At 68.6% G+C, this 16496-nt stretch carries 16 protein-coding genes; 5 read left to right on the plus strand and 11 right to left on the minus strand.

What is annotated here, in order from left to right; all coding sequences use genetic code 11:
• Positions 1 to 3: 3 nt before the first annotated feature.
• Positions 4 to 921, plus strand: coding sequence for a LysR family transcriptional regulator (locus ACTJLD_RS21260; RefSeq protein WP_440659561.1), 918 nt, complete (start codon positions 4 to 6; stop codon positions 919 to 921).
• Positions 922 to 963: 42 nt separating this feature from the next.
• On the opposite strand, the gene ACTJLD_RS21265 is transcribed toward ACTJLD_RS21260, so the two are convergent.
• Positions 964 to 1491, minus strand: a complete 528-nt coding sequence (locus ACTJLD_RS21265) for a GNAT family N-acetyltransferase (protein ID WP_060313119.1) — start codon at positions 1489 to 1491, stop codon at positions 964 to 966.
• An 88-nt stretch (positions 1492 to 1579) separates the two neighbouring features.
• Between ACTJLD_RS21265 and ACTJLD_RS21270 the strand changes: the two genes are divergently transcribed.
• The 3 genes from ACTJLD_RS21270 to ACTJLD_RS21280 all read left to right on the plus strand — a co-directional run bounded on the left by ACTJLD_RS21270 (position 1580) and on the right by ACTJLD_RS21280 (position 3609).
• Positions 1580 to 2191 (plus strand): LysE family translocator, encoded by a 612-nt coding sequence (locus ACTJLD_RS21270; protein WP_059698730.1) that lies wholly within the window; start codon positions 1580 to 1582, stop codon positions 2189 to 2191.
• A 39-nt stretch (positions 2192 to 2230) separates the two neighbouring features.
• Entirely contained in the window at positions 2231 to 2569 is a 339-nt protein-coding gene (locus ACTJLD_RS21275; RefSeq protein WP_059683989.1) for a hypothetical protein, read from the plus strand.
• A gap of 83 nt (positions 2570 to 2652) precedes the next feature.
• Positions 2653 to 3609: an alpha/beta hydrolase family protein gene (locus tag ACTJLD_RS21280; protein WP_440659562.1), complete on the plus strand. Its 957-nt coding sequence runs from the start codon at positions 2653 to 2655 to the stop codon at positions 3607 to 3609.
• Here ACTJLD_RS21280 and ACTJLD_RS21285 read toward each other — a convergent pair.
• Entirely contained in the window at positions 3606 to 4526 is a 921-nt protein-coding gene (locus tag ACTJLD_RS21285; RefSeq protein ID WP_322073211.1) for a phosphatidylinositol-specific phospholipase C, read from the minus strand. The genes ACTJLD_RS21280 and ACTJLD_RS21285 overlap by 4 nt on opposite strands.
• Before the next feature lie 6 nt (positions 4527 to 4532).
• On the opposite strand from ACTJLD_RS21285, the gene ACTJLD_RS21290 reads away from it, so the two are divergent.
• On the plus strand, positions 4533 to 5570 hold the full coding sequence (locus ACTJLD_RS21290; protein ID WP_440659563.1) for a LacI family DNA-binding transcriptional regulator: 1038 nt from the start codon (positions 4533 to 4535) through the stop codon (positions 5568 to 5570).
• A gap of 97 nt (positions 5571 to 5667) precedes the next feature.
• Here the strand turns inward: ACTJLD_RS21290 and ACTJLD_RS21295 are convergent, their stop codons facing one another.
• The 9 genes from ACTJLD_RS21295 to ACTJLD_RS21335 all read right to left on the minus strand — a co-directional run bounded on the left by ACTJLD_RS21295 (position 5668) and on the right by ACTJLD_RS21335 (position 16477).
• A complete protein-coding gene (locus tag ACTJLD_RS21295) occupies positions 5668 to 6528 on the minus strand; it encodes a carbohydrate ABC transporter permease (protein ID WP_440659564.1) in 861 nt (286 codons plus the stop codon).
• Positions 6525 to 7394: a carbohydrate ABC transporter permease gene (locus tag ACTJLD_RS21300; RefSeq protein WP_440659565.1), complete on the minus strand. Its 870-nt coding sequence runs from the start codon at positions 7392 to 7394 to the stop codon at positions 6525 to 6527. The genes ACTJLD_RS21295 and ACTJLD_RS21300 overlap by 4 nt, the downstream gene beginning before the upstream one ends.
• Positions 7395 to 7428: 34 nt before the next feature.
• Entirely contained in the window at positions 7429 to 8667 is a 1239-nt protein-coding gene (locus ACTJLD_RS21305; RefSeq protein WP_048022011.1) for an ABC transporter substrate-binding protein, read from the minus strand.
• A 195-nt stretch (positions 8668 to 8862) separates the two neighbouring features.
• On the minus strand, positions 8863 to 10071 hold the full coding sequence (locus tag ACTJLD_RS21310; RefSeq protein WP_440659566.1) for a porin: 1209 nt from the start codon (positions 10069 to 10071) through the stop codon (positions 8863 to 8865).
• A 167-nt stretch (positions 10072 to 10238) separates the two neighbouring features.
• Positions 10239 to 11177: a helix-turn-helix domain-containing protein gene (locus ACTJLD_RS21315; RefSeq protein ID WP_021163645.1), complete on the minus strand. Its 939-nt coding sequence runs from the start codon at positions 11175 to 11177 to the stop codon at positions 10239 to 10241.
• 63 nt (positions 11178 to 11240) lie between these two features.
• Positions 11241 to 11828 carry a DUF3156 family protein gene (locus tag ACTJLD_RS21320; RefSeq protein WP_440659567.1) on the minus strand — a complete coding sequence of 196 codons (588 nt, stop codon included), beginning with the start codon at positions 11826 to 11828 and terminating at the stop codon, positions 11241 to 11243.
• Entirely contained in the window at positions 11825 to 13327 is a 1503-nt protein-coding gene (locus tag ACTJLD_RS21325; protein ID WP_440659568.1) for an APC family permease, read from the minus strand. Before ACTJLD_RS21325 ends, ACTJLD_RS21320 begins: the two co-directional genes overlap by 4 nt.
• A gap of 236 nt (positions 13328 to 13563) precedes the next feature.
• On the minus strand, positions 13564 to 14904 hold the full coding sequence (locus ACTJLD_RS21330) for an aspartate aminotransferase family protein (RefSeq protein ID WP_027789462.1): 1341 nt from the start codon (positions 14902 to 14904) through the stop codon (positions 13564 to 13566).
• A gap of 70 nt (positions 14905 to 14974) precedes the next feature.
• Positions 14975 to 16477: an aldehyde dehydrogenase family protein gene (locus ACTJLD_RS21335; protein WP_440659569.1), complete on the minus strand. Its 1503-nt coding sequence runs from the start codon at positions 16475 to 16477 to the stop codon at positions 14975 to 14977.
• Positions 16478 to 16496 lie beyond the last annotated feature (19 nt).

Raw genomic sequence — 16496 nt, forward strand, 5'->3', positions numbered from 1 at the left:
ATCATGAAAATCCATCAATTGCGCGCACTCGTCGCGGTCACGACGGCCGGCAGCATCAAGGCGGCGGCCAGGGCCCTGCACGTCACGCAGCCGGCCATCAGCAAGGCGATCCAGGAACTGGAAAACGAGTTCGGCGTGACGCTCCTCGAGCGCAAACCGTGGGGCGTGGTGGCGACGCCGGAAGGCGACGCACTGCTCGGGCGCGCCCAGGCCGTCGTGCGCGAGCTCGAACGGGCGAGCGAGGACATGGCGCACATGAAGGGGCTGCGTGACGGGCGGCTCGTGATCGGCTTCACGCCGATCGTCGCGGTGACGGGCTTTGCGGAAGCCTACGCCGCCTTCCGCCGCCACTGGCCGAACGTCGAATGCGAACTTCGGGAACTGACGTTCAACCTGCTCACGGAACAGTTGCGCAATCGCACGCTCGATCTCGCCTTCGTCGCCGTCACGGGCCCCATTGCCGAGTCGGTCGACATCAGGGCGATCCGCACATTCGACACCGCGTTCGTCACCCGCGAGAACGGGCGCTTCGCGGGCGCGACATCGCTCGAGGCGCTGCGCGACGCGGAATGGATCCACGCCGACGCCAGCGACAACTTCCCCACCTATATCCGCGACCTGCATGAACACGCGGGCCTGCCCCCGCCGCGCTGCATCACGCGCTGCACGTCGTATGCGCTGTTCTACAGCCTGCTCATGACCAACGATGCGATTTTCTCGTGGACCCGGCTGTCGCTCGCGGAAACCGTGTTCGGCCAGAAGCTGACGCCGCTGCCATTGCCGATGTCGCCGCCACCGCTTCAGTTGTACCGGCTCACGCCACCCGGCCTGCAACTGACGCGGCCCGCGTCCGATTTTCTGGCGCACGTGGAGGCCGCGTTCGCGTCGCTGCCGGTGACCGGAAGCCGGACATTGCGCTGACACCCGGTCGCGCTGCCCGCACCGCAACTCGCCGCGACTGCGTCAGCCCGGGACGCGCATCCGCATGAACACGCGCTGCGTCTCGTCGAGCCCGAGCGCGACGTGGTGCGCGCGGATCGCCCGCAGCGTGTCGTCGAGCGTGGCATCGTCGACGATGCTGAAACCCAGGCGCGCGTAATACGGCGCATTCCACGGCGCATCGCGAAACGTCGACAGCACGACCTCCGCGATGCCTTCCTGCGCGGCGCGCGCGCTCACCTGTTCGATCAGGCGCGCGCCGATCCGCTGTCCGGCATGCGACGGCGCGACATCCAGTTCCTCCAGATACAACCGCTGTGCATCGAGCAGCCGGTAGAACGCGAACCCGACGCACGCCCCTTGCATATCAACCGCCACATACGCGCGGCCGCCATCGATGCGCGCGAGCACGGCAGCCGTATCGGTCGGCTCGGCTTCGGCGATGTGGGTCATGCCGATGGCGCGAAACCGCTGCGCGGCGGCGACTTCCACGGCGGCCATTGCGGCCGCGTCTTCCCGTGTGGCGGGGCGAATCAGGATCGATGCGGTCATTGCGGCAATTCAGGCAGGCAGTCTGGAACGGCCGTCACTATAATCGAAACTTCATACGTTTCGAACGCCCCCACCCACGAGGTTCGTCATGACGTTGTCCGCGCTCGCCGTCTTCGCCTTCGCCCTGCTCGTCACCGCCGGCACGCCCGGCCCGAGCGTCGCCGCGCTCGTCGCGCGCGTGCTGACGAACGGCGTGCGAGACGTGCTGCCGTTCCTCGCGGCGATGTGGCTCGGCGAAGCGCTGTGGCTCACGCTCGCGGTCGCGGGGCTGTCCGCGTTCGCGCGCACGTTCGAGACGGGCCTGATCGTGCTGAAGCTGCTCGGCGTCGCATACCTGCTGTTCCTTGCCTGGAAGATGTGGACCGCCCCGACCGGGACGGGCGCGGACGACCTGCCCCGCGGCCAGTCGCCGTGGCGCATGTTCGTCGCGGGCATGCTGGTCACGCTCGGCAATCCGAAGATCATGCTGTTCTATCTCGCGCTGCTGCCGACCATCGTCGATCTGACGCACGTCGGCGTTCTCGCGTGGGCCGAACTCGTCGGCACGATGCTCGCGGTGCTGATCCTCACCGACTGCTTCTGGTCGCTGCTCGCGGCGCGCGCGCGGGCTTTTCTCACTTCGGCGCGCGCGAAACGGATCGCGAACCGCACGAGCGCGACCGCAATGGCCGGTGCGGCAGTGGCAATCGCGACGCGGTAGCCCGCCGGTCCCGCGCCACACCGCCCCCTGCCGCCCGCCATGTCGCAACTCGGGAAGATTCCTGCCGCTCTCGCCGCGCAATCGATTTCCGGTCGCGAGATCGTGCTTCCGCTCGACGCCGCGCTCGAATGCATCGATTATTGCGTGCGTCATCGCATTCCGATCTACGGATGGGAAGGCTGGGTCCTGACCGCCGACGGACGAGTCGGACACGGCAGCGCACCGCAGGGCACCGTGTGTCTAGCGGACTGGCCGCTGGCGGATGCTGCCGCGTTCTGCCGCAGCACGATGACGTCCGACGCGCAGGCGTGGCACGACGAATACCACGCAACGACCGACCGGCTGCATTTCTGCATCACGATCGGTGACGCACACTGATCTTCATACCTGTGCAATCGCACGCTGGCGCCCGACCGGCGATCCGCAACGGCAGTCTGCTCAGTGTCCCGGAGGGATGCACCATGAAAGCCTGGCTATCGGCTGCCCTGCTCTGCCTGTCCGCCACGCTCGCGCACGCGGCCGGCGTCAAGTTCGTCAGCATCCCGGCCGACGCGGCCGGCCCCGAGCTGCGCGCGGCCATCTGGACGCCCTGCGCGACACCCGCGCAATCGCTCACGATCGGCCCGTTCCTGCTGAAAGGGCAACGCGACTGCCCGACCGTCGGCGGCAAGCTGCCGCTCGTCGTGATCTCGCACGGTCACGCCGGCACGTACTTCGGCCATCACGACCTCGCCGAAACGCTCGCCGACGCCGGCTTCGTCGTCGCGGCGATCAATCATCCCGGCGACACGCATGCCGACATGAGCCAAGCGGCCGACCTGCGGGAATTTGCCGAGCGGCCGGCGGACATCAAGCGCCTGATCGACTACATGCTGGCCAACGCGCCCGATGCCGCGCATGTCGATCCCGTGCGGATCGGCTTCTTCGGCTTCTCGCGCGGCGGCTATACGGGCCTCGTGCTGGCCGGCGCGAATCCGGATTTCGTGCATGCGCGCGTGGCCTGCCCGGACCCGACCTGGCCGATCTGCAAACAGATCCGCGACCACGACCTGCCGCGCCAACCGCTGACGCACGATCCGAGGATCAAGGCCTACGTGCTCGCCGACCCGCTCGACGAATTCCCGACCGCCGAAACGCTGAAGGACGTGCACGCGCCGATCCAGCTCTGGGCGTCCGAAGCGGGCGGCGACGGCGTGGAGCCGGATTCGGCCCCCGCGCTGGCCGGCCTGCTGCCGCGACGGCCGGAATTCCACGTCGTGCCGAATTCCGCGCACTTCGCGTTTCTCGCGCCGTGCCCCGAACAACTGGCGCACGACTCGCCTGAAGTCTGCACCGATGCGAAGGGATTCGACCGCGCGGCATTCCACACGATGCTCGATGCCAAGGCGCTCGCATTCTTCACCGCCCATCTTCGCTAACAGCGGAACGCCTTGCGCCACGCACCCGGCACCGGCGCATGGTCGTTGCACGCGATCAGCGCGCGCACCAGCGCCCAATCGTCGTCATCGCAGAAATCGAGCAGCATCGCGCCGCACGGGCCGCGCTGCTCGCGCAGCCGTGCGGCCAGCCGCGCATGAATGCCCTGCACCCGGCCGTCGCCGTGGGCAACGACCGACGGATTCGCGCCCATGCCGGTCCCGCTGCAGAAATTGATCGCCCAGCGGCCACTGTCCGGCGACGGCAGGTCCGTCAGCAGCGCGTCGATCGCACGCCACTTCCAGCCGATCGACGCCGCCACCGGCACGCGATATTCGTCCTGGATCACGAACGCGCCGTCGGGATGATCGATCGTGAACGTCGCGTTGTCGGGCCACGCGGTCAGGTCGATGCCGAGCGGCCGGCTGCTGCGAAAGCGCCGCAGCAGCATGATCGCGCCGCGCACGTCGCCGAGCACGGGCAGCGTGCCGCCGGCATGCCAGCGCAGCCGAGGATGCCGCGCGCGATGCGCATCGAACGTCGCGTCGAAACTGCGTGTGCACGCGTGAGCCGGCCATTCGTCCTTCACCGACATCACGATGCATTCGCGCGGATGTTCGTCGAGAAAACGCATGCAATCGGCCAGCACGTCGTCGAACGTCATGCCGAGCGCGATACCGCCGTGATGGATGTCGAACGCGTCACGCTCGTGCCGGCAGCGGATGTCGAGCAGCCGCACGCCGTGCGCGAGCTGCGCATCGAGCGGCGCACGTTGGGTGCGCACGAGCGCATCGTCGACCGTATACGCACAGGTGTCATGGCTGCCCGGTAGGGTCAGCGTATGCAGCGGGCGCGCGTCGTCGAGCGCCGACATCCAGTCGGCAGGCGGCGTGCACGTATCGTGGCTCGAAGGAATCATGAATCGATGAATGACAAGGAAAGAAAACCGTGGGTGACGGCGTCGGATGTCGCGGCGCGCGCCGGCGTCTCGCGCTCCGCGGTGTCGCGTGCATTCTCGCCGACGGCGAGCATCGCACCGCAAACCCGTGAGCGCGTGATGGTCGCCGCGCGCGCGCTCGGCTACCAGGTCAACCTGATCGCGCGCGACATGATCACGCAGCGCAGCAGCATGATCGGCGTCGTGACGGCCGGGTTCGAGAATCCGTTTCGCGCGCGGCTGCTGTCGGACCTGATGGCCGCGCTCGGGCAACGCACGCTCACGCCGCTCGTGACCAATGCGGAAGACCCGCGCCAGGTCCGGCAATCGCTCGAACAGTTGCTCAGCTACCGGATCGCGGGCCTCGTGATGACGTCCGCGTCGCCGCCGCTGTCGGTCGCGCAGCAGTATCTCGAACACCGGATCCCGGTCGTGATGATCAACCGCGACGCGAACCTGCCGGGCGCGGATATCGTCGTCAGCGACAACGCGGCCGGCGCCGCGCATGCCGCGCGAATGCTCGCGCAGGCAGGCGCGCGCCGGGTTGCGTTCGTCGGGCCGCGCAACGCGAGCTACAGTGCGAACGCGCGTGCCGCTGCGTTCGTCGAAGCGCTGCGTCGTCACGGCGATACCGCTCGCGCTGCAAACGTACGGATTCAGGACACGCCGTCCGACACATACGCATGCGGTGTCGAAGCGGCACGGCATCTGCTGTCCGGCGACACCGTTCCGGACGGCGTGTTCTGCTCGTCCGACTTGCTCGCGTTGGGCTTGATCGACACCGCGCGCCAGCAGTTCGGGCTGCGCGTGCCGGAAGACTTGCGCGTCATCGGCTTCGACGACATTCCTGCCGCCGCATTCGACGGCTATGCGCTGACGACGCTCCGTCAGGATACGCAAGGCCTCGCGAACGCGGCCGTCGACATGCTCGCCGAGCGGATGCAGGCGTTCGCCGGCGCATCGCGCACGCGGGTCGTGCCGGTGACCTGCGTCGTTCGTCACAGCTGCGCCGGCCGTCCGGCGTAGCGACGTGCGATGCGCACGCGTGCGCCAACGGGTTGCATGACAGGCACGAGTGCGCAGCGGTGCCTGCCGCGCGGCGCACCGCCGCCCTGCATCGGCGTCACTTCAACCCGCCCGCGAATCCGCGCAGCAGGTAACGCTGCACATAGCCGGCCACGGCCAGCGTGGGCAGCGACGCCATCAGCCCCGCGCTCATCAGGTCGCCCCAGTCGATCCCGTTCTCCGTCACGTAGCCGGCAATCGCGAGCGGCAACGTGAAGCGGCTCGGCGTCGACACGAACAGCAGCGCGATCAGGAATTCGTTCCAAGCGGCGATGAACACGAAGATCGCGGTCGCGATCAGGCCCGGCGCGCACAGCGGCAGCACGATCTGCACGAGCCGTCGAGCCAGCCCCGCGCCGTCGATGCAGGCCGCTTCCTCGTATTCGATCGGCACGTCGCGCACGAACGCGAGCAGCATCCAGATCGCCATCGGCAGCGCATAGATCTGATACGCGAGCATCAGGCCGGGCGTCGAATCGAGCAGGTGCAGCCGTTTCGCGAGCGCGAACAGCGGCACCGCGATCGTGATCGGCGGCATCAGCTTCAACGCGAGCACGAGCATCAGGAACAGCAGGTCGAGCCGCGCCGGAAAGCGCAGCCGCACGAGCGCGTACGCGGCCGGAAACGCGAGCGCCAGCGCGAGCAGCGTCGTGCCGAAGCCGACCAGCAATGAATTGAAGAGGGGCGCGCCGATGCCGTTGGACCATACCGATGCGAAATGCGCGAAGGTCGGCGCGGCCGGCCAGATCCGCAGCGGATGATCGAGACGTTCGAGCGTCGGCATGAAGGCCGCGCCGGCCATCCACAGGCACGGCAGCAGCAACAGCGCGAGCGCGGCGATGCGCAGCGCCCACGGCAGCGCGCGGCCGAATGCGGCGTCCGTGCGCGTGCGCGAAATGCCTGTGGATTGCGCCGTCATGCGCGCCGCTTGCGAACCGTCTGCCATACGTACCCCGAGACCAGCAGCGCGGACGCCGCGAGCATCAGCACCGACGCGGCGCTCGCCGGCCCGACGTTGAAGAAGCGGAAGCCCGTGTCGTAGATATAGGTCGACAGCGTCTGCGTCGCGTTGCCGGGGCCGCCGCCCGTCAGCGCATAGACCTTGTCAAACAGCTTGAACGTGTCGACCGAGCGCAGCAGCAGCGCGAGGCCGATCTGCGGCGCCGCGAGCGGCAGCGTGATGTCGCGCAGGCACTGCCACTCGCTCGCGCCGTCGGTGCGCGCGGCTTCGTACAGTTCCTGCGGGATCGACTGCAACCCGGCCAGCACGATCAGGAAGGCCATCGGCGTCCACTGCCATACGTCGACGAGCGCGAGCGACCACAACGCGAGATGCGGATCGGACAGCCAGCGCACGCCTTCGACGCCGAACGCCGCGAGGAGCGCGTTCAGGAAGCCGTCGAAGTTGAGCCAGTTGCGCCAGATCGCCGAGCACACGAGCGTGGACAGCATCATCGGCAGGATCGCGAGCGGCAGCGCGATGCGCCGCCCCGGAAACGCGCGCACGAACAGCAGCGCAAGGCCGAAACCCAGCGCGACTTCGGCGAGCGACGCGACGATCGTGAAGCGCAGCGTGTTGCCGAAGCCGGCCGTGAACGCGTCGTCGCCGAGCACCGCGCGATAGTTCGCGAGCCCCGCGAACGCGCGGCGGCCGGCCGAGTAGTCGACGTGGCAGAACGAATCGATCAGCACCTGCACGACCGGATACAGCGCGAGCGCGGCGAGCACCAGCAGCGCGGGCCCGAGCAGCGCGACGAACGGCAGGCTGCGGCCAAAGGCTTTCATGCGCGGGTTCTGGACGACATCGCGAGGTGCGCCGTCACTTGCCGGCCGCGGCCGTCGCCTGCGCGATCTTCTGCTGCGCCTGGCGCAGCGCGGCGTCGGGCGCGGCCTGCCCCGTCAGCGCGAGCTGCAACTGGTCGCCGAGAATGCTCTCGACCTGCTGCCAGTCCTTCACGCGCGGCCGCGCACGGCCGGCCTCGAGCGCCTTCAGCTGATCTGGATACCAGCGATACTGGCGCACCAGCGCCGGATCGTTGAACACGCTGCGGCGGGTCGGCGGAATGCCGATGCCGGCGAGGCGCGTCTGCGTGTCGCGGTTGGTCAGGTATGCGAGGAAGTCCTGCGCGAGCTTCGCGTGCGGCGCGTCCTTCGGAATGCCCATCTGCCAGATGCCGAGCATCGGCGCCGGGCCGGCGGTCTGCCCGGGCGGCGGCTGCAGCGCGATCTGCCCGACCACGCGCGACTGCTTCGGATCGTCGAGGGCCGGCACCCACGCCGGCCACACTTCGATCGACTGCGCGGCCGTGCCGCGCTGCAGCGCGTCGCGCACTTCCGCCGCGCCGTAGACGTCGACGTCCTTCGGCGCGGACGCCTTCAGCGCGAGAAAGGTCTTCAGCGCGGCCTGCGCCTCGCGCGAATCGATCGTCACGTTGCCGGCACGGTCGAACACGTCGCCGCCGTAGGCCCACAGGATCGGCAGGAAGCCCGTCACGACCGGGTTGCCCTTCGTGCCGCGGAACACGACACCCGACACACTCTTGTCCGCGCCGCCGACGGTCTGCGCGATCTTCAGCACGTCGTCCCAGTTGCGCGGCGGCTGCAGCTTGTATTTCGCGAGCAGGTCCTTGCGGTACGCGAACATCTCGACGTTGCCGACGATCGGCAGCGCATACAGCGCACCGGCCGCGTTGCGGCCGAGCGCGACGGCGGACGGCACGAGGTCGGCGTCGGCGAGCGATGCCGGCAGCGGCTTCAGCCAGCCGTTGCCGATGAATTCGGGCGCCCACGTGTCGTCCATCATCACGAGGTCGTACGCGCCCGTACCTTCGCGCATCGACAGCTTGAGCTTCTGGTACAGGTTCGCGTTCGGCAGCTTGAGCAATTCGATCTCGGTGCCCGGGTGCAGCTTGTTGAAGCCGGCGACGGCGTCGGCCAGCCCCTTGCCGTAGATGTCGTCGCGGCCCGCGATGACGAGATCCGCCGCGAAGGCGTGCGAGGCGGCAAGGGACAGCGCAACGGCGGCGGACAGCGCGCGCAGGCGGCTCAGCAAGGTCATGAGGTCTCTCTCATTCGGCGTGGTGGCGGGACGGCCAGGCGTTGCACACGTGTGCAACGCGAGCGACGCTTCTGGCCGCCTGAAGCGAACGCCATTGTTCACGCCGATCGTTACGAATTTATGGCACGCGGCGGGAACGGCCGCCGCCGTGCCCGGCTGCCCCGCCCCGCCTGCCGCTCCGTGCCTCCGCCCCGGTCAGAAATTCACGCGGATCCCGGCCATCACCGCCAGCTGCCGGCTCGAGTTGCTGTTCGCGAGCACCGGAATCTGCGCGTAGTTCACCGCGTTGCCGTTCGCGTCGGTGCCGAGCCCCGTCCCGCTGGCGATCTGACCGATCGCGACCGCGTACAGCGCCGTGCGCTTCGACAGGCTGTAGTTCGTGCCGACATTCACCTGATGAAAGCGCGTCGTGCCGCGCCCGTCGGTATGGGCCGCGTTGAAGATGTACGCGATGCCGCCCTGCAGCGCCGGCGTGAACAGGTACGTGACGTTCAGCTCGCCGATGTCGAACGTGAACGCCTGCGTGCGCGGCTGCGCGGTGGTCGAGAAGTAGCGGCTGTCGCCGAGGCGCGTATGCGTATAGGTAAGCGCGATCGTCGCCGCGCCGAACGTGACCGACCCGCCCGCACCGAACGCGCGCATCGAGCCGGCATCCTGCAGCAGGCAGTACATCGCGCCCGGGTTGCTGCACGCGAAATCGCCGATATAGCCGCTCGCGCCGCCGAGCGCCGCGTCGAGCGGCTGGTGCAGGTCGAGGTAGCCGACCGAGAACGCCACCGGCGCGCGCGTGTACGTCGCGGCCACCGCATAGCCGCGCTTCGCGGAGAAATCGCCGGCCTGCCCGCCGAAGCTGAACGTGCCGCCGAACGTGAAGCCGTTGAAATCGGCGCTGGTGAACTTCACCGCGTTGTTGAAGTTGAATGCGGCGTTCAGGTTGTCGACGTCGCCGAGGTGCGAGCCGTACGGTGTCGCCCAGTTGTTGCTCGACACATACGCGCCGAGCATGTCCGTGTACGAGTCGTATTGGCGGCCGAGGCCGAGCGTGCCGATCCCGTCCTGGCGCAGCCCGACCCACGCCTGCCGGCTGAACGCGGTGCCGCCCTGCAGCGCCTGCCCGTTCGCGGACAGGAACTGCTGCTCGAGCGTGAATACCGCGTCGAGCCCGCCGCCGAGCGGCTCGGCCCCCTGGAAACCGAAGCGCGACGGCACGAGGTTGCCGCCGCCCATCTGCCACGCATGGCCGCCGCCCGTGCTGCCGTCGGCGCGCGTGAACTGCTGGTTTGTCGAGTAGATGATGCCGGTGTCCACGGTGCCGTACAGCGTCACGCTGCCGGAGGTCTGCGCGTGTGCGTGCATGCACCCGAGCGTGGCCGCGGCCGCGGCCAGTCGTCTTCCGATTCTCATGTCCCGCCCCTCTGTTGTCATCGATACGCAGTGCAGATCGATGGGGTTGTCGATATGGGTGACAGGACTCTATCCAGCGAAAATTCAGGACCTCTATCGCAAATCGGCAAACCGTGGCGCGCATGGCCCGCGACGTTGCCCGGCGGCGCCGTCGCGGTGCGCGTGCGTCATTCGGGACGCGTCGTCTGGGAAGGCAGCTCGCCGAACAGGTCGCGATACTCGCGCGCGAAATAACCGAGGTGCGTGAACCCCCAGCTCGCGGCGGCCTCGCCGACGCCGAGCTGCTGCACGGATGTCGTGCGCAGCATGCGGCGCACCGCGTTCAGCCGGATCGTGCGCAGATAGCCGACCGGCGTGACGTCGGCCACGCGTTGAAAGCTCGTCTGCAGCGTGCGGCGGCTGCAACGCAGCGCGCGGCACAGTTCGAGCACGGTGACGGGTTCCTCGGGGCGGTCGCGCAGATGCTTCTCGCAACGGCTCACGATGTCGCTGTAGGTGGCGTGCGTGATGTCGCGGCGCTCGACGCCGATGCCCTGCTCGAGCGCGTCGAGGAACATGCCGAGCATCGCGTCGCGAAACATCTTGCGGGTGGCCGCGTATTCGAGGTGGCCGGGGTTGCGCTGCGCATCGTCGATCAACGACGACAGCCGCACGCCGAGCGCGACGCCCTGCTCGTCGGACAGCCGCGTCACGTGGCGCAGCTTGCGCGCGCCGGATGCACCGAATTCGGCTTCGCACAGCTCGTCGACCATGTCGGACGCCGCACTGATCCCGACGAGCCCCATCCCTTCCGGCGTGTGGAATTCGAAATCCTCGCCGGCGCGCAGCGCGAGCAGCGCATAGCCGTCGACGGGCTGGCCCTGGAACGTGCCCGCGAGCGGCACCGACAGCGGCACCGCGAGCGACGTGCGCCCGGCCGGCGCGAGCCCGGTTTGCGCGACGCGCCGGTTGGTCGTCTCGCGGAAGAAGTGGAAATCGTCGTACAGCACCTGCGTCACGGTGCCCTTGAAGCGGCCCGGCGTCATCTGGCGGTAGACCTGATGCCAGCCCGCGATCGCGAGCCCGTGATCGTGCACGTCTTCGTGTGAGCGTGACTGGAACAGCATCGGCATCTCCGGTAAAACCCCTAAACGCGGCCGCCAGGTTCCCCCGGCGCGCAACGCCACAGCTTACCCGTGCAAAATCCTGCGTAGTGCGGTTTCGAACGCAAGACACGCCGCCGACAGCGCGGCGGCCTGCTCGCCCGTCAGGCGAACGTAGCGGCGGAACGACGGCATCCGGTTCACGACCTCGCTGCCGCCAAACGGCACGATCGCGAGCGTCCAGCGGCCGTCGCGCGCGTCGATCGCGCAGTCGGTCAGGTGCAGCGGCCGCAGCGCGCCGGCCAGCGACGGCTCGGCGACCAGCGCGGCCACCGTGTCGACGAATCCGGGGTCGCATCCCGGCTCGGCCACCGCGTCGATGCCCGTGCGGCGCAGCCAGCCGGTCTGCGTCACCCGCGCGCGGCCCTGCACGGCCGGGCCGCATGCGGTGGCCGCCACCTTCACGCTGACCGTATGCATCAGGAACTGGCGATCGACGCGCTCGTCGATGCCCACGCGCACGCCGTTCGGCAATCGGGCCGTCAGACCACCGCCCCCGTCGGCATCGCGCGCGGCGCCCAGATCGGCGAGCACGCGCGCGGCGATCGCGCCGGGCCGATGGCCGGGCGGCGGCGCATCGGGCGCCGCGCGCCAGCGGGCGAGCGCAGCCTTCACGACGCGACGTGCTCGTTGCGCAGCACTTCTTCCACCGGCACCGGCTTGAACGGATGCCGGCGCTGCACGACGAGCGTCCAGAACAGCGCGTACAGCGCGGTGAGCCCGAGCATCGCGCCGAACGGCACGTAGATGTCGCGCGCGTTCATGCCCGGCGGCGTGATGTACCAGATCGCGAGCACGATGCCGACGCTCGACACGATCTGCGGCAGCGGGAACAGCGGCGAACGGTACGGGCGCGGCAGGTCCGGGCGGCGAATCCGCAGCATCACGACCGACGCGGTGACGAGCAGGTACGCGGTGCCCCACGCGCAGGTCGCCGCGAGCACGAGGTGCAGGATGCTGTCGAGATTGCCGTTGATCAGCCACGCGTGGAAGATCGGCACGATTGCCGCCGCGACGATGCCGACCACCGGCGTCTTGAAGCGCGGATGCAGGTACGCGAAGCAGCGCGGCAGCGCACCGTCGATCGCCATCCCGTACAGGATGCGCGGCAGCCCGGCCATCAGCGTGTTGATCGTCGCGGCGCCCGCGCACAGGAACGCGATGCCGAACCAGATGCGGCCGAAGGGCCCAAGCACCTGCAGCGCGAACGCGGGAATCGCGCCCGGCGTGTCGAGCAGGTGCGTGAGGCCGTCGGGGCTCACGGGCACGTTCGCGACCTGACGGCGGATCGCCGCGCCGTACAGGAACATGCAGATCGCGACGCCGACGAGGCCGAGCGCCATCGCGCGCGGAATCGTCTTGCCCGGCGCCTTCATTTCCGGCGCGAGCGGCGTGACGAACTCGCAGCCGACGAACATGAACATCGCCATCCCGACGAGCGACAGCACGGCCGGCACCGACGTGCCGACTTCCGAGCCGCCGAACCAGCCGTCGAGATGCACGGCCGGCGCGGCCGCGAGGCCGAGGATGCCGAAGATCATCAACGACAGCCACATGCCGGCCGTCAGCACGATCTCGAGCTTGCTGAACACCTTGATGCCGATGATGTTGGTGATCGCGAACGTGACCACGAGGCCGACGCCGACGAGCCACGAGCTGTTGTGCTTCTCGAACGCGGCATTCAGCGATTCGAAATTGACGAGCGCCATGATGCCGCTCAGGATCGTTTCCGCCGTGCCGGCGAACACGTGCACGAGGAAATACGCGGAGATCGTGCCGGTGATCGCCCAGAAGCGGCCGAGCCCGCACGACAGGTAATCGTAAACCGAGCCGGCCGTCGGCAGCATCGCGGCGGCTTCCGAGAACGTGGTCGCCTGCGCCTGCATCATCACGAACGCGATGATCATCGCGACCGCGAACGCCCAGCCGCCCATCCCGAAGCCCGACGTCGCGGTGAGAATCACCGGGCTTGCCATGATGAGGCCGACGGCGCTCGCCAGCGCGGTCGGAAAGCCGACCGCACCCGCCTTCAGCGCCGTGCCGCCGCCTGCCTCGGCCGGCGTGCCGGCGGGCTCGCCGCCCGCGGCGCCGGTAATTCCTGACCATCCCGACATCTTCGTCTCCTTCCTGAACGGGCCCGAACCTGCGCTCCGGCAGCTATCGGGGCCCCATGCTTTGCGGTCGGCCCGGGGCGGCGCTTCAGCGCTTCGATTCCCGGGCCCCCTGTCGATCACACCTTGATCCGATGTCGAAAAAATACGCAGGCAAAATAATCCGGTCATAGCGCAAATCGGCAAACCGGCGGCGGCCGCGCTGCCCGCCGCCGGTGTGCCGTCACGCGATCACGCCGTCACGCGAACGGCACGGCCTCGAAGCCCGCCGCAAGCGCGTCGACGATCCGGTCGAGCTGCTCGCGCTGGATCACGAGCGGCGGCGACAGGATGATCTTCGTGCCGACCGGACGCACCAGCACGCCATTCTCGCGCGCGACTTCCGCGACCGCGTTCGCGTAGCCGGACAGCGGGTCGATCGGCTCGCGCGTGTCCTTGTTCGCGACGAGGTCGAGCGCGAGCATCAGCCCCTTGCCGCGCACCTCGCCGACCGCCGCGAAACGTTCCGCGAACGGCTGCAGCGCTTCGAGCAGATACGCGCCCTGCTTCGCCGCATTCGCCGGCAGGTCTTCCTTCACGACGATGTCGAGGCTCGCGATCGCGGCCGCGCATGCAACCGGGTGGCCCGCATACGTGTAGCCGTGCATGATCGCGCCGCCGAAATCGGCGTTCGCGGCGAACGCGTCCTCGATCCGCGCGTTCACGACCGTCGCGCCGAGCGGCACGTAGCCCGACGAGATCCCCTTCGCGAGACACATGATGTCCGGGCGCACGCCCCAGCCGCGGCTGCCGAACATGCTGCCGCTGCGGCCGAAGCCCGTCACCACTTCATCGGCGATCAGCAGGACGCCGTAACGGTCGCACACCTCGCGCACGAGCGGCCAGTAGTTGGCCGGCGGCACGATCACGCCGCCCGCGCCCTGGATCGGCTCCGCGATGAATGCGGCCACCGTGTCCGGGCTCTGGAACTGGATCTCGCGCTCCAGCATTTCCGCGCAGATCCGGCCGAGTTCTTCGGGGTCCTGCGTGAACGGGTTGCGGTACAGCCACGGCGTCTCGACGTGAAAGCAGCCCGGCAGGTTCGGCTCGTAGTTGCGACGGAACACCGTGTTGCCGTTCACCGACGCGCCGCCGAAGTGCGTGCCGTGATAACCCTGCTTCAGCGAGATGAACTTCGTGCGGTCGGCCTGGCCGCGCACCTTCCAGTACTGGCGCGCGATCTTCAGCGCGGTCTCGATCGAATCGGAGCCGCCCGAGCTGTACAGCACGCGGCGCATCCCTTCCGGTTCGAGCAGGTCGATCACCTTCTTCGACAGCTCTTCCGCGCGCGGATGCGAGATCCCGTCGAACAGCTGGAAGTATTCGAGCTCGTCGAGCTGGCGCACGATCGCGTCCTTCACTTCCTGGCGGTTGTGGCCGACGTTCACGTTCCACAGGCCCGCGACGCCGTCGACGAGCTTGCGCCCCTGTTCGTCGAACACGTAGCAGCCGTCGCCGCGCACGATGCGGATCGGCTTGCGCTGCTTCATCTCGTTCGGGTGCAGCATCGGGTGCCAGAATTTTGCTTCGTTGTAGCTCATTGCAGTCTCCACGGTCGGATCGTTTGAACCTGGGTCGTCCGGGTTCAGGGTTCGAGGTTGATGCCGCGCGTCAGTGCGCGATGCAGACGGATTTGGTTTCGGTGAAGCCTTCGATCGCGTACTGGCCGAACTCCCGGCCGATGCCCGATTGCTTGTAGCCGCCGAACGGCATCGACGGATCGAGCGGGATATGGCAGTTCACCCACACGGTGCCGGCCTCGATCTGCGGCACGAGGTTCATCACGCGCTTCAGGTCGTTGCTCCAGATGCTCGCGGCGAGGCCGTACGGCGACGCGTTCGCGAGACGCACCGCGTCGGCCGCATCGTCGAACGGCACGACGACGATCACCGGGCCGAACACTTCGTCGCGCACGATCGCGCTGTCCGGATGCGGATCGGCGATCACGGCCGGCTTCACGTAGTAGCCGGGCAGGTCGTCGGCCGGCGTGCCGCCCGCGAGGAACGTCAGGCCCGCGCGGCGCGCGCCCTCGATGTGCTGGACGACCTTGTCGCGATGGTGCGCGGAGACCAGCGGGTTGATCTGCGCGGTCGTGTCGAGTCCCGCGCCAAGCTTCATCGACTGTGCGACGCCTGCGAGGCCGTCGGCAAGCTGCGCGAACTTGCTGCGGTGCACATAGATGCGCGACGCGGCCGCGCACACCTGCCCCTGGTTGAAAAACGCGCCGGCGGCGACGCCGTCGAGCGCCTGTGCGACGTCGACGTCGTCGAGCATCACGATCGGGTTCTTGCCGCCGAGCTCGAGCGAGAAGCGCGTCATGTTCTGCACGGCTGCCGCGCCGACCAGCTTGCCGGTCGCGGTCGAGCCCGTGAACGAGATCTTCGCGATCGACGGGTGGCTCGCGAGCGCGGCGCCGCATACGCGGCCGCCGGTGACGACGTTGAACACGCCGGGCGGCACGCCGGCTTCGCGTGCGAGCTCGGCCAGGCGCAGCGCGGTGAGCGGCGTTTCCGGCGACGGCTTCAGCACGATCGTGCAGCCGGCCGCGAGCGCGGGGATCAGCTTCCACACCGCGATCATCAGCGGGAAATTCCACGGCACGATCGCGGCGACCACGCCGACCGGCTCCTTGCGCGTATAGGCCGTATAACGCGCGCCGGGCGGAAACGGGATCGACACGTCGAGCGTCTGGCCGGTGATCTTGGTCGCCCAGCCGGCCATGTAGCGCACGTATTCGACGCTCGCGCCGACCTCGATCGCGCGCGACACGTGAATCGACTTGCCCTGGTTCAGCGTTTCGAGCTGCGCGAGCGTTTCGGCGTCGGCCTCGATCAGGTCGGCGAGTTTCAGCAGGATGCGTTCGCGGTCGGCCGGGCGCAGGCCGCTCCACATGCGGGTGTCGAACGCGTGCTTCGCGCTGGCGACCGCGCGGTCGACGTCGCGTTCGTCGGCGTCCGCAACCGTCGCGAGCCGCTCGCCCGTCGCGGGGTCGTACACGTCGAGTCGCGCGGCCGCGTGGGCGGGCTGCATTTCGCCGTCGATGAAGAGGCCGAAATCGCGCGCAACGAAAGTGCGCACGGTGTCGCTGACGGCGACGAAGGTCGTGGTGCTCATGGGCGTCTCGAGGATTGTC

Source organism: Burkholderia sp. 22088 (assembly GCF_052045915.1).
GTDB lineage: Bacteria > Pseudomonadota > Gammaproteobacteria > Burkholderiales > Burkholderiaceae > Burkholderia > Burkholderia cepacia.